The 20,628-nt window shown below is 54.4% G+C and carries 20 protein-coding genes; 11 read left to right on the forward strand and 9 right to left on the reverse strand.

Going from position 1 to position 20,628, the window contains the following annotated elements; genetic code table 11:
• Positions 1–113: 113 nt before the first annotated feature.
• Positions 114–482, forward strand: a complete 369-nt coding sequence (locus PM2_RS27995) for a histone-like nucleoid-structuring protein, MvaT/MvaU family (RefSeq protein ID WP_004577632.1) — start codon at positions 114–116, stop codon at positions 480–482.
• Between the two features lie 86 nt (positions 483–568).
• Here the strand turns inward: PM2_RS27995 and PM2_RS31425 are convergent, their stop codons facing one another.
• The 9 genes from PM2_RS31425 to PM2_RS28035 form a co-directional block, all read right to left on the reverse strand.
• On the reverse strand, positions 569–1,729 hold the full coding sequence (locus PM2_RS31425) for a hypothetical protein (RefSeq protein ID WP_004577631.1): 1,161 nt from the start codon (positions 1,727–1,729) through the stop codon (positions 569–571).
• Between the two features lie 24 nt (positions 1,730–1,753).
• Positions 1,754–2,038, reverse strand: a complete 285-nt coding sequence (locus PM2_RS28005) for a hypothetical protein (RefSeq protein WP_004577630.1) — start codon at positions 2,036–2,038, stop codon at positions 1,754–1,756.
• Between the two features lie 162 nt (positions 2,039–2,200).
• A complete protein-coding gene (locus tag PM2_RS30900) occupies positions 2,201–2,350 on the reverse strand; it encodes a hypothetical protein (RefSeq protein WP_154670349.1) in 150 nt (49 codons plus the stop codon).
• 403 nt (positions 2,351–2,753) lie between these two features.
• On the reverse strand, positions 2,754–3,299 hold the full coding sequence (locus PM2_RS28010) for a hypothetical protein (RefSeq protein WP_004577629.1): 546 nt from the start codon (positions 3,297–3,299) through the stop codon (positions 2,754–2,756).
• Between the two features lie 94 nt (positions 3,300–3,393).
• Positions 3,394–4,395 (reverse strand): lambda-exonuclease family protein, encoded by a 1,002-nt coding sequence (locus PM2_RS28015; protein ID WP_004577628.1) that lies wholly within the window; start codon positions 4,393–4,395, stop codon positions 3,394–3,396.
• A 241-nt stretch (positions 4,396–4,636) separates the two neighbouring features.
• A complete protein-coding gene (locus tag PM2_RS28020; protein WP_004577627.1) occupies positions 4,637–5,275 on the reverse strand; it encodes a hypothetical protein in 639 nt (212 codons plus the stop codon).
• 910 nt (positions 5,276–6,185) lie between these two features.
• Positions 6,186–6,710, reverse strand: coding sequence for an RDD family protein (locus PM2_RS28025; protein ID WP_004577626.1), 525 nt, complete (start codon positions 6,708–6,710; stop codon positions 6,186–6,188).
• 23 nt (positions 6,711–6,733) lie between these two features.
• On the reverse strand, positions 6,734–7,435 hold the full coding sequence (locus tag PM2_RS28030) for a hypothetical protein (RefSeq protein ID WP_004577625.1): 702 nt from the start codon (positions 7,433–7,435) through the stop codon (positions 6,734–6,736).
• Entirely contained in the window at positions 7,428–8,465 is a 1,038-nt protein-coding gene (locus PM2_RS28035) for a ParM/StbA family protein (protein WP_004577624.1), read from the reverse strand. The genes PM2_RS28030 and PM2_RS28035 overlap by 8 nt, the downstream gene beginning before the upstream one ends.
• Before the next feature lie 223 nt (positions 8,466–8,688).
• On the opposite strand from PM2_RS28035, the gene PM2_RS28040 reads away from it, so the two are divergent.
• The 10 genes from PM2_RS28040 to PM2_RS28085 form a co-directional block, all read left to right on the forward strand.
• Positions 8,689–9,216 carry a hypothetical protein gene (locus tag PM2_RS28040; RefSeq protein ID WP_004577623.1) on the forward strand — a complete coding sequence of 176 codons (528 nt, stop codon included), beginning with the start codon at positions 8,689–8,691 and terminating at the stop codon, positions 9,214–9,216.
• A 1,661-nt stretch (positions 9,217–10,877) separates the two neighbouring features.
• Positions 10,878–11,168, forward strand: a complete 291-nt coding sequence (locus PM2_RS28045) for a hypothetical protein (protein WP_004577622.1) — start codon at positions 10,878–10,880, stop codon at positions 11,166–11,168.
• A 30-nt stretch (positions 11,169–11,198) separates the two neighbouring features.
• Positions 11,199–13,070, forward strand: coding sequence for a UvrD-helicase domain-containing protein (locus tag PM2_RS28050; RefSeq protein WP_004577621.1), 1,872 nt, complete (start codon positions 11,199–11,201; stop codon positions 13,068–13,070).
• 33 nt (positions 13,071–13,103) lie between these two features.
• On the forward strand, positions 13,104–13,505 hold the full coding sequence (locus tag PM2_RS28055; protein ID WP_004577620.1) for a hypothetical protein: 402 nt from the start codon (positions 13,104–13,106) through the stop codon (positions 13,503–13,505).
• Between the two features lie 379 nt (positions 13,506–13,884).
• Positions 13,885–14,349, forward strand: coding sequence for a DUF2726 domain-containing protein (locus tag PM2_RS28060; protein WP_004577619.1), 465 nt, complete (start codon positions 13,885–13,887; stop codon positions 14,347–14,349).
• Between the two features lie 48 nt (positions 14,350–14,397).
• Positions 14,398–15,060: a hypothetical protein gene (locus PM2_RS28065; protein ID WP_004577618.1), complete on the forward strand. Its 663-nt coding sequence runs from the start codon at positions 14,398–14,400 to the stop codon at positions 15,058–15,060.
• Positions 15,053–15,658, forward strand: coding sequence for a hypothetical protein (locus PM2_RS28070; RefSeq protein WP_004577617.1), 606 nt, complete (start codon positions 15,053–15,055; stop codon positions 15,656–15,658). Before PM2_RS28065 ends, PM2_RS28070 begins: the two co-directional genes overlap by 8 nt.
• 630 nt (positions 15,659–16,288) lie before the next feature.
• The gene (locus PM2_RS30500; protein WP_028700034.1) at positions 16,289–17,536 is read left to right on the forward strand and encodes a tyrosine-type recombinase/integrase; all 1,248 of its coding nucleotides are present in this window, start codon (positions 16,289–16,291) and stop codon (positions 17,534–17,536) included.
• On the forward strand, positions 17,529–19,067 hold the full coding sequence (locus PM2_RS28080) for a site-specific integrase (RefSeq protein ID WP_023662021.1): 1,539 nt from the start codon (positions 17,529–17,531) through the stop codon (positions 19,065–19,067). Before PM2_RS30500 ends, PM2_RS28080 begins: the two co-directional genes overlap by 8 nt.
• The coding region (locus PM2_RS28085; protein WP_042132616.1) for a hypothetical protein at positions 19,060–20,628 on the forward strand (1,569 nt) is incomplete at its 3' end. The genes PM2_RS28080 and PM2_RS28085, both read left to right, overlap by 8 nt.

The raw sequence follows: 20,628 nt of genomic DNA on the forward strand, positions 1-20,628 counted from the left end.
TCATAGAAATTCCGTTGAGTCAGTAGAAAATGCGCTGTACCTAAGGTATAGTAATTTTTTATACAGATTAATTATATTTACTTTTCCGAATCTTACATCATTGAGGGTTACACATGAGCAAGCTGGCTGAGTTTCGCGCTGCTGAAAAAGCTCTGCAAGAGCAACTTTCTGCCCTGGAAGCGCTGAAGAATGATTCTGGTCTGCAGCGCGAAATTGAATTCGAAGAGAAGCTCAAGAGCTTGATGCAAGAGTACGATGCGAATTTGGGCAAGGTAATCGCTATTCTCGATCCGGCTTCGGTCCAGCGCAAATCGTTTACAAGCCCTGATAGCAATCGCCAGCAGCGCAAGCCACGTGAAGTCAAAGTCTACAAGAACCCACACACCGGTGAGACTATCGAGACCAAAGGTGGCAATCACCGGCAGCTGAAAGAGTGGAAAGCGCAGTGGGGCGGTGATGTCGTTGAAGGATGGAAGAACTAAGCAAGCCTAGCTCCTCAGCTGAAGACCGGCCGCAGAGGCCGGTTTTTTTGGGCCATAAAAAAACCCGCATATGTGCGGGTTTATATTTAAGAGCGCTTACCTTGAAGCCGCTGCTCTACAGCTTTTCTCATACGAATTTCGTAGTCAATCCGCTGCTCATACCGGGCTAGAGCCGTGGCATCGGGCTTGGTCTCGTTGTTGCGCCACCGGTAAATCGTCATTTTGGTCACCCCAAGTGTGGTGCCCATGTCTTCGTCGTCATTGGTACCGAGGCGTTTCATCCAATCGGTCAGAATGACGCTCATGTCTCGGTCGAAACGCTTAAGGCGTTCCCTGCGGTGCGGTTCTTCTGCCAGAAGTCCCCGAGCCTTTTCCATTACTTCATCCGGCACCGACGCTGTACGACCATAAATGTAGGAGGATAGGCGAGGGAGACCGATACCCAGGGCAAAGGCATAATCTTGATTGCGCAAGCCCAGGTCAGAGCCAATCTTGACCAATTCTTGCTGATCTGCCGAAAGCTCGGCACGGCTGCCGCCGCGAGGACGCTTGCTGCTAGCGTCAGCTGGTTTGGTTTGTGACGTAGTGTCCGTCTCGTGCTCTTCGTCCGAAGGCTTAGGTTGTACAAGGCGCACCATTGGATCTTGATCCATGGCATAAATGCCGGAACTGGCCACTGTTTGTTCTCCGTTGATCACTCGTTTAAGTGCTGCGGCCATTTTGATGGTGGCAGCTTCTGTATCGATATCTCGATCGTGGTCTACTTCTACCTGGTCGGCAAGACCGACCTGCTCCAGCTCTTCACCCTTTTCCTCCATGTCCTCGATGGAGCGATGATTGATCAGTAGCTTCTGGCGGTCCCGGAGGACTTCTCTACTTACGTTATGCGCTACTGCGTAGACAACGGCATACACAGCGTCTTGATCTTCGATTTTTGCCAGCATCGAGCCAAAGAAGACCTCAAGCGTCCTTTGCATGACCTCATCAAAATCTGTGAGTTCGCACTTGTTCTGCCGAAGCTTCACCCTGCAGATTTTGCGGACGCGCTCATCGCGGTCCATCTCGTAGGCCAAGCGGTTTACAAAGGTGCGCGATCGGTCCGTGTTCGAGATGTAAGTCCCGCACAGCTTTTCGAAGGTCGAGGGAGGGCCGGAAGGCTCGGAGGAGGGGAGATGCTCGATGTCGGTGCCTAGTGCAAGCCCTGAAGCAGTTTCTTGCTCCAGGGCATCAAACTTTTCTACTGCCATAAAGGGCTCGTTGATTTATCAATCCTACGCAGCCACGGTATCCACAGATCGATCCAGTTGAGGGAGAGCGACACTCCTGAATTGCGCCAGAGAACTGGAGACATCAAGGAGGACATTGATGCCGGCAGCCAAGATCTCAGTCTTGATCTCAGGGTAGGCACTCATCGCTTGCTCGATCCGCTCACCTACTATCCGCATCTGGTCCGCTCTGTTGAGGTCATCCACCCCAAACACTGTGCTGGGGTTCTGACCAGGCTCAACACCAAGGGCGTCCAGGCCGATCTCGATTGGGGAGTACTCGTGAATCATGAAGCATTACCTCTGGTAGCGGCCACATAGGGTCGCCTTTATTGATTATACGTACGTGACAGATAACGTCAATCAAATCCATAACGCGTATGTGGAAGATTGGCAGGTTTCAATCGTTGTACTGTGCATTACGCAGGCATGAGATTGGTGAGGCAGGAGGGGTCAGATACAGGTCAGCTGGATTGCCTGTTCGAAGCCGAACAGTGCCGCACGAACCTCTGTGACATCAGATGCAAAAGTTGACGCGATGACGACACCTGCAAGCAAAATTTCCGTCTTAGCTTCTGGGAAGTCTGTCATCGCTTTGCGCATGCACTTCGACGCGCACTTGTTGGAGCAGCTTTTATTGAATCTCGGGCAATGTGGCTTGCCATCTGTTGAAAGGCATCCGAGCGACGAAAGACCAATTTCCGTAGCTCCCTGGTATGTGTCAAAGCTGAAAGACATACAGTATCCCTATTCCCTATCTAGTCCGTTGATTGGCAGTCCGTTGATTGGCGCTGTTTGTCAAATTATAGGGACGTGATGTCGGAGGGGTCAACGAATCGGCGCCAGAAAAGTTCCGTAGCAAGCTAACTTTAATGCGTGCAAAATTTGGTATGCACGATTTTACGTCTGCAAAAATGCGGTTAAGGAATGGCGTATCGAAAGTGTAGTTTATTTGTGGAATAAAAAAACCAGCACCTTAAATAAGGCGCTGGTTTATGTGGTGCAGTTAGAGAAAGACATCGCCATCAGGAACAATGAGAATGTCGTCTGAGGTGTCTACCATGCTGGTTTCGCTCTCGAACAGGTCTCCGGTAGATCCAATTACAGGTACAGCCTTTACTTTGCTCGGTTGCGTGGTCCTTTTTGTCAGGATGGCACACTGAGCAACATTAGGCTGCTTTACTGTCGGGCGTGGGCTTATGCCGTTGCTTTGGGGGAGGCTCTTGAGGCTTGAGGCGCTGCTTCTTTTGGGGGGGTATGGAATGTCGCTCAGGTCATAGGGCTTAGGCGTATCCCGCTTGCGCTGAGGTTGCTCTGTATCTCTTTGTTCGTATGTTTTGCGAGGTCTAAATTCCGAGGGGTTTGACTGAGGCTGGAGTGCTGGCCAGTATGTAAAATCCCCTGTTTTCCACCAGGCAATTACCGGAAAACATATAAGGACTGTCAAACCAAACAGCGTTAGCTTGTTCGCCACATCTGTCATTGCCACTAACACAATGTAAATAAAGACTGTGACAAACCAGGTGGATACATGCCTATTGATACGTTTCATTCGCTCTCCTGGGTTTACCTTATGAAAGGTGATGCTGCACATGGCTGTGCAAACAGAAGGCAAAAAAAACCCCGTTTCCGGGGGCTGTGTGGCGTTAGAAGATGAAATCCCTCTTCAGGTCTTGAGTCGTTGGTTGAGATGCTGGCTGGCCAGAGTGTGCGGTTGGAGGAACAGTGTGTGGGTTCTTCACCGCCGGTAGCGCAGGGATACTCAGGGGGGCACCCAACTGATCCCGAACAATCACACTCTCTACAGAGGGGTTCCTGTAGGCATCAATTTGGCTTTCAGTCAGCGTTACACCGTGTGCCCTTAGCAAGGCACGCCAGTCGACCTTCCCTTTACGTGCGGAAAGCAGAACAGAAACACCATCACTTTGATGTCGTTTGCGGCCTGGGGGCATCTGCGATAACAGAGCACTCCGGGCTGCCTCCTCGCGAGCAGTGGCTTCCTGAAGGACCCGGTTTGCTTGCTGCCAGGCGGCCGCTGCAGCCTCCCATTCATCAGTGCTCCATTTTCCTGTTTGTAGCCGGTCCCAAAAGTCGAGCTCGGCCTTGAGGATTTGATCTATCCGCTTCTGATTTCTAGGGACCTTGAGCAGCACCCCGTTAGATCCGTCGAAGGAGTAGTAATGAGCGAAGCGGGCTTCAGCAACAAAGATCTGGTGCTGAACCTGGTCAATGTATTCCGGTGGGACGATTCCTTTGAGTGCAAGCCCATGAGCAGTCTCCCCGGGGCATTTGATCTCAACTGGGATCTGCTGGAAGGGGTCGAAGCCATCTAGCGATGCACGGATGATCGGTATTGAGTCACTTTCAGCGATGATGGGCGTTACGGTGCTGCCGGTGTGCCTTTCGTAGGCAGCCCTTGCTACGGGCTCCAACTGATGGCCCCTAGCGCGAATTCGATCGACAAAGGGGTTCGCTGGCGGGGGAGGTCCAATGCCTAGCCTGAGACGGAAGAGTTCGTATGAGCTTCGGAACTTCGACGTCCCCATAATTTGGGGCGCCTCACTAGCTCCGATCCCTCCACTTCGCCAGGCAAACCATGCAGCTGAGTTTTGCTGAGCCTCTGGGCCCGTGATGATGCGCATTGCCATGTTGCGATCTCCTGGAAACGTGACCTGCACCGGAACGGTGGGAGGCCTGATAACGGGAGATGCATAACGTACTAGCTGAATCTTGATGCCCTTGGTTAGGTCCATGAGCAAAGGAGGGAGAGGAGAAGTGAGGGAGAGGAGAAGTGAGGGAGAGGAGAAGTGAGGGAGAGGAGAAGTGAGGGGGGAGGGCGCAAACCCTGAAGACCGGCTGCCAAGCAGCCGGTCGCATACGGCACCAGCGTTATTCGCCGAACCTCATCGTGCGAGGAATACCCAGCTTAGCGTTTTGCATACGCAGATCATCCAGCGTCATCGAGGGATCTGACGACACAGCAGCTGAACTGGCGCAGCCCCGGAAATTTTGGCAAACCGTGTGGATTACCAGGTTCGTTCCAGCGAGGTTGTCGACGTTCTGGCCGTTGGTGTTTTGTGCAGCGTCAGATGCTGCGGTTAGGCCTGAGGTGACGTTGTTCCCCAGTACTCCGGGGTCACTGCAACTGCTCAACAGTAAGCAGGTCGTGAGAGAGACAGCCACGGACGCGCCCGTAGCCACAGCATTGCCAACGGCAGTATGGGCTTCTTTGTACTCTGAGGCTGGACCCGCATAGACCTCACTGATTGTGTAGGTGACCTTGGCATCGCCCGCAGTCTGGTTGTAGCCAGCTTTCTTGAGAGCCTCATTCACATACGCAGTCATATCAGCCAGGGCGGCGTCTTCGGTTACAGCCTTTACTGTCAAGCCATCCACAAGCCGTGCGTTGATCTGAGCTGCTTGAACGCGTACCGAGCCTTCCTCAACGGTGATTGGTTTTGCGGCACAGCCTGGTAAGGCGATGATGACGCAGGTGGCAGCTAATGCGGCGATTGCTTTGTTGATCACGTGGAGGCCTCAGGAGTCTTGATAACATGTAACTATAATACTGGGGTGAGGTGCTCCAGGCTAGTAGCAAAATGATTGTGCCGAAAGTGGAGTGGCGCATCGATGCGGGATTGGGCAATTCCTTAAATCCCCATCAGAAGCTCGCGGTGTTGGTCTACGTACAAAACACGGAGATGTGTAGCAGGACAAGAGGAGGGCAGAGGAGGTGTGGGTCAGTGGGCGGCCTAGCGTCACTGGGAATCGTGAGAGAGGCAGGGTAACTCACGACTTAGGGTAAGAAGCCGACAGCCCGGGCTGCCAACGACAGACAAAAAAACTGGGCCTTTGATATACAAAGAGCCCAGTCCTGGTAACCACAGCTGCCGCGGCGCTGTAGGTGGAGAATCCACCGTTACCAAGACTGAGCTCACCTCTTTATCGCCATTAGGATAGTCGACAGCAGTACGACGTCCTGCTTGGCTAGCTTGCGAATCCCCACCAGTTGCACCTGGCTGCTATGTAAGGACCTATGTCCGGGGAAGTCATTTGCGCTGCTCACGTAGTGGTGAGCGACCTGAGGGATAACCGCTTCGACCTAATCGTCCAGCTGTGTTGTCAGTTCCTGGGAGAAGCCCGGACTCGACTATTGTCTGATCTCAAAACTGGCGGTGCATCACCGAGTCGAGAACACAGAGGCAAACACAGGGGATGCATTAGGGAGCGGAGATATCAGGCGGTATGTGGGTAATGCGCTAACCCGTTACCGTGTTGCTGACTACAAAGGAGGCTTCGCGACCTCGGACCTGACTGGCTTCTCCAGTGGGAGTATCCGTTAACTTTGCCTCAGGTGATGTCGAACATGGACTGATAAACAGGTTTTCCTCTGGACAAAAAAAACCGGCCCTTAGGCCGGTCATACAATCTGGGGAGCTCACATTCCTCGCTTTGCTACGGTTGTGGATGCCAGGAGGTCGAAAATGAACTGGGTTTTCACAGTGAAAACTGGAACAGCGACGTAGACAGCCAGCACCCCGGCCAGTGCGAGCGGGTGACCGATGCTCAGCAAAAGCAAGACGGACATGATCTTCAAGGTGGTGCGGAGTATGCACTGCCAAGTAGCCAGATTGCCTGTGAGAGAGATGGTCCTGACCCGGAACAACAGCTTACCGGCCGTTGTGCCCTGGCAGGTCCTGGTCAGTGTTGCTTCATAGATCAACCACACCAAAGGCAACAGAACAAGGAAGTACGGAGCGAGGCTCAGCGCAGCCCCTTCAGTCCAGCTAAGGCCCGGAGTGGCAGCGTCGAACGGGCCCGACATATCGATATGCGCGTTGTGCGCCATGATGGAAACTAGAAGCGCTAGCGATCCTCCTAGTACCAGTGAGACAAGGGCTAAGTCAGTAGTGGTTGCCGCTATGCGCTGAGCCACTGTCAACAGTTTGGAACCAATTTTCATCTTTCAACTTATCTCCTGTGGGGCTAGAACATATCGCCCATCGCGTCCAATGCTGCCATCTGCACGAGTGTTGGCTCAGTCGGCGTTGCGTCTTGGGCGGCAGGTAATGAGTGGACCTCATCCGGGGTACCTGCGGTTGGGAGCTGCTGAGGCTGCAGGTCGATGTTCGCTTCCTGAACATCCGTACTATGGATGGGGTTGGATAGGGGAGTGATTGGCTGTGTCTGTACGCGTTCTGCCTGGACATCATCCGCCCCACTTTGCAATGGATCACCAACCGGAGCGGCTACCGGCTCGGGTTGCCGGGGAGAGTGGACCTCCTCGGCAACGTGTGGCGGGATAGCCGGAGCCGCTGGAGCTTGAGGTTCTGGGTGAACCAAAATCTCAGAGGCCTTGACCGTTCCAGGTCTGGCTGTGACCTCCCGCTGCTTTGGTACCCGCTTTTTGCGAGCTGGCGGTTCTGCGCTTTCACGCCTGGATTGGCGGCCGGTCGGAATCATGCCCCCTGGCCCAGCAAGTGCGGCATTGAGAGCTTGGTCTAAGGTGCCGGCCGCATTGTTGCTCAGAAACCATTGGTAAAAGACACCCCTGATTAGAGGTGTGTCTTTTCCGTATGGCAGTTCGGACATGAACTCCAGCAAACCTGGGCAAACATCTTCTGGGATGTTCAGATTGATTTTTCGCTCAGTTTCATTAGGGTCATATACACGAATTAACTTAGCCATTTACAGCGGACATCCTTTTGGCATTCGCATTTACGATACTACGGATGATTTGGCCAAGGGCATATCGAGCAAAACCATCAGCAACAGCCCAGCGAGGGTTTTTCACCAGAATGCTGTGTTTCCATACCTCTTTAGCACGCCCGTAGATCGCCTCGGCACTTCCACCAGCAACCAGAATGCCATTAAGTGAGCGAGCATCATCGGAAAACAACGAGTTACCCTTAGAGATAACCTCCTGAACCACATGCTGTTGAGCTTCGGCCACTTGGGCTTCAATGTTAATTTGCTCGCCGAACTGGAAAAGGAATTTAGTGCTGAACGACTCCTCGCACTCGACAAGGCTGGCTTGTATTTCGTGCTTACCGAGGATACGACGCAACTGCTCTGCAGCAGCACTCATACCAGCACAAGAGTCAGCACCCCGCTCAATGTATTGACCTTCCCGCATCAGAAGGAAATCAGTCGAATAATGGCCGCCCTCAATGACGCCATAGGACTTTGGCCTTCCGTTCGCGCCATTGATCAATTCCTCTACTGGGATCCCTGACTGATCCAAAATGTAGTCGCAGTAAGCACCCATTGGCTGAGGGAGCGCTTTCAACTCGACAGTATCAGGTAGTGCTTTCTTGGTGCGCTCAACCAGACTGTCTTTGCGAGAGCCGAACAACTTAGACGGAGTACCGATGATGACAAATGCTTCATCAATCCCTTGAACGCCCTTGGCACGGAGCCGGGTAAAAGCAGACTGAATAAGAGCCAGATATTCCGGGGTGTCCGTCCAATTGTCGTTCAAGCCAATAGAGGAGGTGAGGTTGCCCTGGAGGCGAGCGGTATCGCCGGTGAAGTATGCCTTCCCGTCGACAATCTCGGTCTCGGCTTTGGCGCGAGCGGCAGTCGTTGGGTCGGTGAGTTCGACGGCAGGAACCGCCAGGGTGGGGTACATGACCTCAGTGCGCTTACCTTCGTGATACGCGACCACCTTAATGGCGCTACGACCCGCATCCAAACCGATTGCTACGCGACCTTTCATGGAATTAAACCTATATAAACCAGTGACTTAGAGGGGTTAATGATGCGCACTGCACAGTGTGCAGTACCTACAGATCAGTACGCAGTAGCTACTGCCCTGTATGCATTGAGGCGAGTCTAAGATACATAACACGTATTGACAATACTGGATAAGCACAAAGAAAATTCTCCAGAACGCGCCCCTCGGCGCGGCTATACACAACCCCCCGGCGAACGCTTAAACAATGGCTATACACAACCCCCCCTCCATCGACGATTTCGAAGAGCTGCGGCGCAAAGGCAAAGAGTCGGTCGACACCGCCGTCGACTACCTGATCCGCATCGATCAGCTCCTGGTGCGCATGGGCGAATTGCTCTACGTCATGCAGCCGTTTCAGACGGGGCGCATAGGGATCGATTTCAACCAGCACCGAGGTCAATCCAGGCCATTCGTGCGGGTGTACCGCAAGCTCAAGGCCGGCAAGGGAAAATGGATGTCCACGAACGTGAGTCATAAAGGGCTGACGAAGAGAGTGAAGCGTGCACGGGAGTTCGAGCCGAACCACAAGCTGGTACTGATCCTGTGCGAGAGGGTTTCCAAGCTCTTTGACCTTAGAGCGGAAATGCACGAACGAGTACGAAATATGAGTCATGGCGTAAAGCTAACGCTCAAAGCACGCGAGGATGATTTGTCTTCTCTTGAGACATTGGTGGGCAGCATGCTGGACCAGATCGAAACCAAGTTTGAAGGAGAGCTCGACGTGGACGAGTAAGCCTTAATCTGATTCACGAAGGCCTTGTCGATTAACGTCGGCAGGGCCTTTTTTGTGGCTGAGCGGAACCGGAAACATTGCGGTGTCAGGCCAAGTAGGAACCGGGCTATGGGCAAAGCGGACTAGAAGCAAACCGGTGTTATGCGCAGTGAGACCCGCGGCTATGGTTAAGCGGGCCAGAAGCCTACCGGTGGTTTGGCCAAGTAGAACCCGGGCTTGCTGGGCGCAGTGTGATCTGGTTGCGGAGACTTGCATTCGCATTCGGTGGTGGGCCGAATTCTACCTGGGCCGGGCGGTGTTGGATCCGAGCCGCCTCGCGCCCATCCCCTTAATCTAATTTTATTTCCTTCATTCATTTTCTCTTATTCCGGTCGCACCATAGATCTCGTTCTGGCTCCGGCACTTGTGTCAGAGCCTCTTTTGCAGCTGCCCGTTGTGCCACGCCCCATTGTGCAAGTTTGGTTTGGGTGTCCGTCCGTGCTGCTGTCTGTTGTTTGCCTGCCAGTTCTGTCTGTGCCGCTTGTGACTCTGCGCCGACCGGCTCCTTCTGCCTGCGAGGCGTTGAGCTCATTCTGCCGCTGTAGATTCTCTTTTCTCTCTTCTCTTCTTCATCTCCATTATTCCACTGCGACTTCTACGTCTTCTCATGCACGTGCGAATCTGTGAGGTGCCGCCCTGTTGTTCTCGCGCCAGTTCTATTTGGTGAATTGTGCCATCGCTAGTTTGGGTTCTTCTTGTTGCGCTGTCGCATTGGCATTTCATTATTCCGATGTCTGTGCTGCCGGTGCGTGCTTGACGCTTTTGCTTCCTTCGACAGCATAACCATTTGTGCCTCTCTGTCTCAGCAGGCCGGCCCTGCCGGGAGACCTTGCGGTTGCGCCTAGCAATACAGTCCACCAGCTGTCGGTGGCGACCCCAAGAAGGATCTGACGGGGGAGGAGAGCGACGGGCTGAGAAGGATGCGACGGGGGCTGCGGCCGCCGTGCAGAAGCTCGGTGCTGATCCTGCAGCTGGCCTCTGATGATCGCTAGCAGTCGGTGGTGGGTACCGTGGGATCTGTGCGGCGGTTCGCGACCATTGGCTTGCCCGGTGCTGCTGTTTGACCAGGTTGGCAGAGTGCGATGGGTGGCGCCCGGTGGCGGGTGGTGTTGGATCTGAGCAGGCTGTGTGTGATCCGGCTCGCGGCGTGTGACGCTTGGCTGGCGGTGGTGGCGATACAGGACCTGTCTGGCGATGCTGGGCCTGGCTGCTCATCTGGTGCGGTGTGTGACCCGGTCAGGTCCGTCTCAGCTCGGGTTGCTTGGAGCTGCTTTTCTCTGATCTGTCTCTCGCTGGGGAGGGAGCTTCATTCCCTTCATGTCTCTCAGCTCCCTACATGCCAGCACTCTGCCTGCAGGCTTCCTTCCCATCCCTGGTCGGAGTGTGGGTGCCCCCGGGGCCGGCTTTTATGGGCTGGTATGGGTATAAATGGTTATGCACCTGAGCCACGCTTTTCCTGCCCCTGGTCATAAATGGTTGTGCTCGCACCCGGAGCTTTGCCTTGCCAGTATCCATAAATGCTTATGCCCGCATTCGTAACGCGGAACTATAATTTGTCTTGCATCCATGCAAATCTATAGGTATCGTTGAGCCATAAATGGTTGTGCTTAGGAGCCGCCGCAATGAGCAAGTACGGTGTGATGAAACAGGTTGGAAAGGGCGTTGGAGCGATTGCTCTGGCTGTAGCGGCTTGTCTGTTTGCTGCATACGCCCGCCGCGCTTTTGGTGGCTGGGTGTTCGCGGGCTCATTGCTCCTGGTGGTCGCAGCCAGCATCCCAATGGTCGTGTTCTTCAACCTGTTTGCAGATCCAAACGCGAAGCGCAGCAAGAAGGTTCCGCTGATGGATCAGGAAGAGAGCCACGACATGTTCAAAGACAGCTTCAACTACTTCTCCAGAAACAAAGACGACTGATCAACCACTCGCACCTCAAGGAGGCCGGCAATGGCCGCGAAAGCTTTCACCCCAAACACAGACCAGGCTGTTGCCCTGGGCAGCACTGCCAAGCGATTGCTAATCCGCGCCAAGGCGGGGGGCGGCAAGACCTCGCTGCTCATCGCGCACGCCCTGCGTTTCCCTGACCAGCGCCTGCTGTATGTCACCTTTGGCAAGGCCAACAAGGAGGACGCAGCTGCTCGCTTCCCTTCCAACGTCACCACCAGGACCAGTCATGGGCTTGCTTGGGAAGTTGGTGGCCAGTTCAAGAAGACTGGCAAGCAGGATGATCTCCATCCGTCCCAACTGGCCAAGCAGTACAAGATCCCCATGGCCTTTGCTCGCCACCTGTACGTCACTCTGCACAACTTCATGGTCTCGGCAGATCGGGAGATCCTGGCTGCGCACGTGCCTACAAAGATCGTTGGCGATGACCGTCAGAAGGCTGCGGAATGGGCGAAGCATGTTTGGGCGGATCTGCAGCGCTTGCGTCAGTGGTCTCGTGGGTGCGGCGAAAGCCAAGCCGAGCGAGCAGAGTTTCTGGAATCCACCCCCCTGCGTATGCCGCACGACGGCTACCTGAAACTGTGGAGCTTGGGTGACCCGGACCTGAGCCACCGCTACGACCAGATCCTGCTGGACGAGTACCAGGACACCAATCCTGTCTTTGCAGCGGTGATCCTGCGCCAGAGCTGCCCACTGCGCTTGGCCGGTGATGACTTCCAAGCCATCTTCGGCTTCCGAGGTGCTTACAACACCTTCGAGCCGTCGCAGTTCGATCAAGTCGTAACGCTGAGCGAGAGCCACCGTTATGGCGCCGGCATTGCCGAGCTCGCCACCATGCTGTTGCGTCAGTTCGCCGGCGAGCAGGACCCAGTGCGCAGTTCGCGCCATGAGCTGACTACCCGATTCGCCGTCGACCGCACCAAGCCTTACGCGATCATCGGGCGCACCAATGCGAAGCTGTTCGCCAGTGCGGTCCAGTTGCTGGAAGGCCAGCGTCTTCACTTCGTGGGTGGCGTCAACGAGTACCCGTTCGACAAGCTGGTTGAAGTGCACCACCTGCGCGCCAACACGGGTGTCCGTCTACGCGATCCTTTGCTCAGTGCGTTCCGCTCGCTCCAGGATCTGGAAGCTTATGCCAACGACACCGATGACAAAGAGATCCACGCCCTCATCAGTGTTGCCAAGCAGTACGGCGATCAAATCCCTAGCCTGGTACAGCGCATCAAGGATGCCTGCGTCAGCGACATCAAGGATACGACCGTCACTCTGTGCACTGCCCACCGTTCGAAAGGGTTGGAGTTCCCGCAGGTCGTACTGCTGAGCGACTTCCTCAACCTGATCACCGATGCCGGCCTGCCGCTGGTGCTGGATACCCCTGAGTTACGCCAAGAACTCCACCTGCTGTACGTGGCACTGACCCGTGCGATGGAATCCATTGAGGTGAATGAGCAGATCCAGGCAGTGCTGCGTTACTGCGAGGCCGCTGGGGTTGTGGGTGAAGCGGTACGACCTGTGGCGAAGCACACCGAACAAGCAGGGGGGCTCGTGCTGGTTGTGAGCCCTGAACAAGAGGCCGATTCCTTCGCTGCTACCACCGGCGCGGGGGCGCACTCCAAAGTGGTCGAGCTTGTCGGCGCCGATGCCGCTCTGTTGTTCGAAGGCGATGTGGTTGAGTCGCGCATCGAGCTGGCCATCCTGCGGCATGCCGCACTGACCGCGGTGGCGATCGCTGGCGTTGTCGGTGTCTCCGTATCCGAGGCGGCCGACACCGTGGCTTCGATGGTTCGCCAGGGCCGCCTGCATGGCGGCTTGTTCATCGGTTGCCCAGATATCACCTGGCGCCTGGTCAGTGACCTTCACCTGGATGTGGCCTGATGGACTACCTACTGATCAGTGCTGGGGGCTGGCATGGCTGACGATTTCATCCGGATCTTCTACCGCCGTGAAGCGGGAGGCGTGTCCAGGAAGTCATCCGTATCCATTGACCCGCTGATGTTCGAGATCTTCGTCAAGATCAAGGGGAGCATCGGCGAGGCCCGGGACGTTCTGAGGGAATGGGCAAAGGCTGCGGATGCCGAGCGTACCGATGCGAACAACCGCATGGGGAACTCTCGCATTGTGCAGCAGCGGATGTCTCAGGAAATTCTGGACATGGTCAATGAGGGCATGGCAGCCCGGGCGGTGAAAGAGGCGGCGGCCGCGGGCGAGGTGAAAGGCCGGGGTTCTCGACGGGGCAAGCGGGCGGTGGGTGTCGAACCCTCTCATCAGCTGCCGGCGGTCACCGGGCACCTCTCGGAGGATCACATCTAGCGGCGTTGCTGGCGCTCATGATCGCGCCAGGCGGGCATGCTTCGAATAGTTCGTTTGTGGGATTGGTCAAGTCGGCGCGCATGATTGCAGGACGGTGACTTGCTTTGGCTACGGGAGGTTTGTAGAGAGGTGTTGCACGACACGAGCGTGTCGCTAGGAGGAGATGACTCACCCTAACGTTTCCACACCCAACGAGCAATACCCTGGGCAGGCTTGTTGAAGAAACAGGGCGGCGGTGCACCTCCCGATCTGGATTGAAATCACATTAACTTGACCAATATCACCGGCGGACTATCCGTCTTTTTTTAACTACTATGCGTATTGGTACGCGTTAAGAATCTGAATAGGGGTATGTATGTCACTTGTGGATGCCTCGCGCATGAATGGCCCGATCCTGCTGATCTGCACCTTTGCATTTGCGTTTTTCGTCGTCGCGGTCTTGAAGCGGCGCAAAGGCTATTCAACCAAGCACTACCAGTGCATCCCCCTGCTCACCGAGCGCGAGCAGGACTTCTTCTGGCGACTCAGGGAGGCAGTTGGCAACGACCTGGTCATCGCTCCCCAGGTGGTGTTCGGTGCCTTCATCAAGGTGAAGGCCACCGCCATGACCGACAAGAACCATGCAAGGCATATGGTCGCCCACAACCGCTGCGACTTCCTGCTCTGCGACAAGAAGCTCAAGCCGGTGGCGCTGGTCGAGGTCGACGACTCCACGCACAACAGCTCGAAGGCCAAAGCAAAGGACCGGCGCCGCGACGAGTTGATGAAAGCAGTAGGGGTTTCCGTGCACCGGTACCGCGGAATGCCGTCGGCCCGAGAGATCCGCAGGGACCTGAAGCTGTAGAGCTCAGGACCTTTCCAACCCGGAATTCGAACACAGTAGGTGAGCAATATGAGTGACTTCGATTCATCCAGCGAATACTTCGCTCGCGCCGGTGCTACGGCCGGCGAGGGGAAGCTGACTTTCAGGGGGCTGTTCGTTGCCTTGCTAGGGCTGTACGGCATTTTTGCGGCAGTCAGCATCTTCGCCCTGTACTTCAAGGTACCGGTCAGTGGTGAGGATTTACAGCATGCATCCTGGATGGTAACTGCCCCCTCGATTCTCCCCATTATCTACGGGGTGTTGTTGGTGCTGAGCATCATGCTCGCGCTGCAACTAATCAGCCCTATGACTATCAGCGTTGCCGTACTCATGGCCAGTTTTACTGGGGGCATTTCTCCGAGCGCCTCTTTACGCAGCGCTGTTCTGGCAGGGGAGGCCAAAATCGGCTGTTACGAGTACACCTCTCGCGCATGTACCGAGATGTTGGGGCTGCCCAGTCGAGCAGCCAACCCAGATCAGTCGGCCCAGCCGAGTGTCCACCAATTCATCCCTGTCCAAGCGATGGCCTTCCTTCGGGCGCCATTCGATGTTTTCAAAGCGGATCAACTCAACCAGATGCTCGATACGCAGCGCCTGGAACTGAAAGAAGAGATCCGCAAGGGTTTGGTAATCCAGACCGACACCCTCCCCACACCCCCAACTACGAACCAAGCAGGTGAGCATCATGAGTGACCACGATTCTTCCAATGACTACTTCGATCACACGCCGGGTAAGGCAGGCGAGGGATCACTGATCTTCGCGAGCGTCTTCCTGGCAGCGTTGGTGTTGTACGTCGTGTTTGCTGCCATCAGCACCGCCGTCCTGAACTTCAAGGTTCCTGTGAGCCCCGATGATCTGAAACATGCCTCTTGGTTAGTAAATCCCCCAGCCATTTCGTTCATTGCGTCCGGTGTCAGCTTGTTCGCATTCCTGGTAGGGGCATTTCGCGCATTTGCGGGCAGTGCCTTCGGCCTGGTACTGATCATGGCTGGGGTTGTGAGTGGTACCACCATCTTCCCGAGCGTCTCTTTCCGGAGCGCTGTTTTGGCAGGTGAGGCGAAGGTGGGGTGTTACGACTACACCAGCCGGGCCTGTACCGAGATGCTGGGGCTGCCAGACAGCGCGAGCTCCGGTCAGTCGAGCAAGGTCGTGCGCCAGTCCTCGGCGCCGATCGAGGTGCTGGCCTTCGTACGAGCTCCCTTCGATGTGTTCAAAGCGGATCAGCTCAATCAGATGCTCGATGCGCAACGTCTTGAGATGAAGAAGCAACTAGACGCCTACGCCGAGTAGTACCGATAGGTTGGCCGGCTCCGGCCAACAAGGACCAGCCACGGGCCTCACCGAACAGGGGGGCTCTGATAGCACTTACAGGATGCGCTTAGCATCAGGCATGAAGACGAGACATGTAAACGCTCAGCTGCATCCAAGCTCTGGCCTAAAACCGGGGCCGAGAACGCAGAAGAAGAACCGATTATAGCGCTCGCGAAACACGGGCAAGTGGAGAGAGGCATTGGAATGGCAGTAATAGATTTCTTCGTTGACCGCGTTTGGGCTATTGCCGCATTCGCCGTCGCCCTCGGTCTGATGCTTGACCTCATCCTTTTTCATAAGAAGCTAAATGCAACCTTACTTCTCCCGATGGCAGTGGGGGTTATGTGGCTCTGGGGGGACTCGGCTCAGATGGTGCAAAAATGGAAGAACGAGGCCACTATTGGAACCTATGTGGAAGCCACGAGGTAAGGGGAAGCTACCTGCCCCGCCAGCCCGCCGAGAGCGGGCTTCGGCAGTAGGCATGACTTCTTTTTTATAGTAAATAACATTGAAAATAGATTAGTAGAATCAACAGGGTAACTGGTTTTTTGCGCAGAGATCCATCGTAGGCTATGGTTCATTATTGTTCACCTCATGGGTGTGTAAACAATGAATCCATACAAGATCAAGGTTGTGAGGTTTGATAACGGCGAACGTTTTCCAGTGCTTTGCTATCGCCAAAACGGCCTGCCGTTATACAGCGCAACCCTTTGGGTGCTAGCGGAGTTGCGAGCGGCTAATTTGTCAACGAGCACTCTCCATCAAGCACTTCGATCGCTTATGGTCCTGTTCATTACCCTTGATGAATTAAACGTGGATATAAGCTCCCGCATGTGGAGTGGTCAGCTTTTGACGGTGGATGAAGTTGAGTCCATCGTTAGATCCTGCAAACTACCTATTGCGGAAATAAATACTTTGCAGCATGCAGAAGCAATATCCGCATGGTCGACTTCTAGCCCTAGTTTGCAGCCAATCCATACTACGACTACTGTCATACGGCTTTTGTACATTTCTCGGTACCTTGATTGGATAACGACCAGCCATCTACTAAAAATCGGGGCAGAGAGCCCGTACTTTCTCGCGTTGGAAAAGCTCCGAGTGCTTGTTGTTAAATCCTTTAGAGCACGCATGCCATCGACACATAGGTTTTCTCGAATTTTGCCCCGAGAGGGATTAACGGAACCAATGTTATCTTTGATGCAGCAAGTAATCGACCCGGATTCTGAACGTAATCCTTGGCGTCTTGAACATGCCCGCCAGAGAAACTACCTAATGATCCGTTGGCTATTGTCGTTGGGTGTGCGGCGAGGTGAGTTACTCGGTGTAAAAGTCTCAGATATCAACTTCCAGACCAATGAGGTGTTAATCGCTAGAAGAGCGGATGATCCTGCGGATCCGCGGCTACGACAACCCAATGTTAAAACGGCTGGTCGCTTGTTAGCGCTCGATACGGAGCTGGCGGAACTCACCCGAACGTATGTGATGTCCATGCGTAGAAATATTCGTGGGGCGCGTAAGCATGAATATCTTTGGGTGGCCTCGGGGTCGGGGAAGCCGATGAGTCTTGCTGCGTTGAATAAAACGTTTGTTACCTTGCGACAAAATTGTCCGGGTTTACCGGAAAATCTTTGTCCCCATCTTCTACGCCATACCTGGAACGATCTTTTTTCTGAGGCGATCGACAAAAATAACGTTTCGTCGGTGCTAGAGCAAAAGCTACGGTCGCGCCTGATGGGCTGGTCCGAAACGTCTGGGATGGCGGTGGTGTATAACCAGCGTCATATTAAAAAGAAAGCAACCGCAGTGTCATTGCATATGCAAGAGCAGTTACGCGTCGCTGGTTATCTCGATGAGTAAAGCCCAAGAGAAAGCCATCGTGATGGTACGTGGTGATGCTTATGCCTCACTGCCAGCTATGGTCAGGAGCAAAGGCGGCATCCTATTCGACCCAAACCAGCTTGTTTGGTCCTATCGTGATGGGGTGGACTCAATCTGCATGGATTTTTCCGATCTGCATTTTACCCCCGCGTTCATGGCGTCGTTTCGTTTAACTTTGATTTGGTTTGCTGAAAATAGAGCGCCCGGAACCTTAATGGGGCACTTCACCGGGCTGAAAGCGTTTGCCTTGCGGTTGCAGGAGGCTGGCTTGGAGCCTTTGGAGTCCATCGCCGGAAATGACGTGTTGAAGCATTGTGACGCGCATAATTTTCGAACTCGGAATGTCTTTGCGTTATTGCGTCGGTGGCATGCGTTGGGCTTGCCAGGTGTGCAAGATGACGTGATGTACATCTTGGACAGGAAAAAACTCAGGAAACGAGAAACCGGCATTGCTGTTTTGACCTGGGATCCCGAGTTGGGCCCTTTCACGCTAATTGAGCAAGTTGGTATTCAAGATGCTTTGAATGAGGCTTACGGCGCAGGGCGCTTGAATGAAGAGGCTTACTTACTCGCCTGGTTGTTCATTGCGTTAGGGGCCCGCCCCATCCAATTTGCAGCTCTGAAAGTCTGTGATGTAGTGCGCTCTCTAGCTTCGGATGGAACTGAGTCTTTTATGCTGTTCATCCCACGGGCAAAGCAACAAAACCCACTGATCCGTCAGGAACTCAAGCCAAGAGCGCTGGTGAGCCAAATTGGCCGACCACTGTTCGATTACGCGATGCGTATCAAGGAACGGTTCTCAGATGAGTTTTCAGACGCCCTGCAGGCGCCGTTGTTTCCTTTACCGCCACGCTCGCAATATTTGGCGGACAAGCCAGGATGGAGCAGGTACCACCGCACCAGCGAAAATATACGGAAATTGTTGGTGCGTACTTTGGACCAATTATCCATCCGCTCAGAGCGCACGGGTGCCACGATCAACATGTGCGCTATACGCTTTCGGCGTACCGTAGGGACCAACATTGCGCGTGAAGGGCATGGGGTGTTGGTTATTGCCGATTTGCTGGACCATTCACGAACCGACTCTGCGGCGGTGTATGTCGCTGCGACACCTGAGCTCGCGATGCGGATTGAAAAGGCGACAGCCCTGTACATGGCTCCGTTGGCTCAAGCATTTAAAGGTCAATTGGTTGACCATGAGCGCAACGCGATTCGCGGTGCAGATCGCTCCAGCCGAATTATCGATCTGCGTATCGACCAAAGTGCACAGCCAATGGGATCGTGTGGAAGCTATAGTTTCTGCGGATTGAACGCACCTATCGCATGTTACACCTGCCAGTGTTTTCAACCTTGGCTGGACGGACCGCATGAGGCGGTCTTGGACTTTATGTTGGAGGATGCCAAGCGCTTTCCCGATGCCCGTATTGCGACGATCAATGATCGAACGCTGCTCGCGGTGGCGGAAGTGGTTCAACTGTGCCGTGAAATAAAGGCGCAAGCTTATGGATGACCGCGTAGTTATATTCAAGCCGCGAGTAGAGCAAATCGCCGAAGATAATTTGCGGGACTTCATTGCCTTGGCTAAAGAGGAGCTGACAGCTTTTGGCAGTGATCTGGTGTTTGATGCGGATACATGGGACGTCACGAATTTTGTTCGATTGAAGCGACGCAACTCTTGTTCGAGTATACGATTTCATGGATTTCCCAGTGGACGAGGCCAAAAAGACTCTCGCGGTTTACCTCAGCCTTACAAAGACTTTGCCAAAGCTTACTGCCGCTATGACTATGCGTTGGGCGCGTACACAACCGTCAGTCCACGACTGGCTGCTCTCCGCTCCCTCGCTGTCGCACTGGAAGAAACGGAGAGTTGCATCACTCCGATCAAAGCGACATTGGGGCATTTTAATCGGGCCTGCGCGATACTTAATGAGCGCTATCAGACTCAATCGGCTTATATGGCAAGTGTGGAGCTCAAGCGTATTTCGCAGTTTTTGGTTGAGCATCAGCTCTGTGCGATGCCCATTCAATGGCGAAACCCCCTTCGGATGCCGATGGATACTGCACGCCGCGTCGGGCCGGAGTTTGATGCTGTGCGCCAGGCCCGCTTGCCATCGCCGGCCTCGTTAGCTGCGATTGCGGAAATTTTTGGCGCCGCCAAGGCGTCAGAGGATGTCTTCACCAGCAGCATTTGCGCCTTGCTGGCTTCGGCACCGAGCCGTATTAACGAGGCGCTTTCCGTTTCGACGCAGTGTGAGGTGGAAGAGTTTGATTCGAAAACAAACCAACGGCTGTACGGGCTGCGCTGGTCGCCCTCAAAGGGCGGGAAGGCGCAAGTTAAATGGGTGGTGCAGTCGATGGTCAGTGTTGCGCGCGATGCCGTGAGCAAGCTAATGGCTATTTCCGCACCTGCTCGGGAAGTAGCGAGTTGGTATGAACAGCATCCCCATGCCATTTATTTGCCTATGGAGTTGGAGGCGCTACGTGGACAGCCGTTGATTACCCCTGCACAGGTCAGTGCCATTGTCTTTGCCACACCGCCACCCAATGGCAATCATACAAAACGTGGGGCCGAATGGTGTAGAAAGCAGGGGGTGGCGGCACAAGTCCCCTACAATCCGCGGAAAAAAAATGCTCCGAGATTTCACTTTTCCGACATTGAGCGAGTGATCTTGACGATGCTACCCGCAAACTTTCCGCTGGCGGACCGAAAGAACTCTCTGAAGTACAGTAACGCGCTTTGTTTAACTCGCTTAAACGAGTTGAATGATGTGTGGGGGACGTATCGTGGGGTAGTAGTCTTACCAGATACCAGCTACATCCAGGCGCGATTATCCGGCACGAGAACTGTCCTCAGCATTTTTGATCGTTTTGGCTATGTTGAGCAGGACGGCAGCAGGATTAAAATCACGACGCATCAGTTTCGCCACTATTTGAACACCGTGGCGCAGATGGGAGGGTTGTCGCAACTCGACATCGCCAAATGGAGTGGTCGCGCCAAGGTTGGACAGAACAGGTCCTATGACCACCAATCTGACAGGGATGTGCTGGCCTTGGTCAGATCTGCCTTAGGG

The sequence above is a fragment of the Pseudomonas monteilii NBRC 103158 = DSM 14164 genome, from assembly GCF_000730605.1.
Classification (GTDB): Bacteria; Pseudomonadota; Gammaproteobacteria; order Pseudomonadales; family Pseudomonadaceae; genus Aquipseudomonas; species Aquipseudomonas monteilii.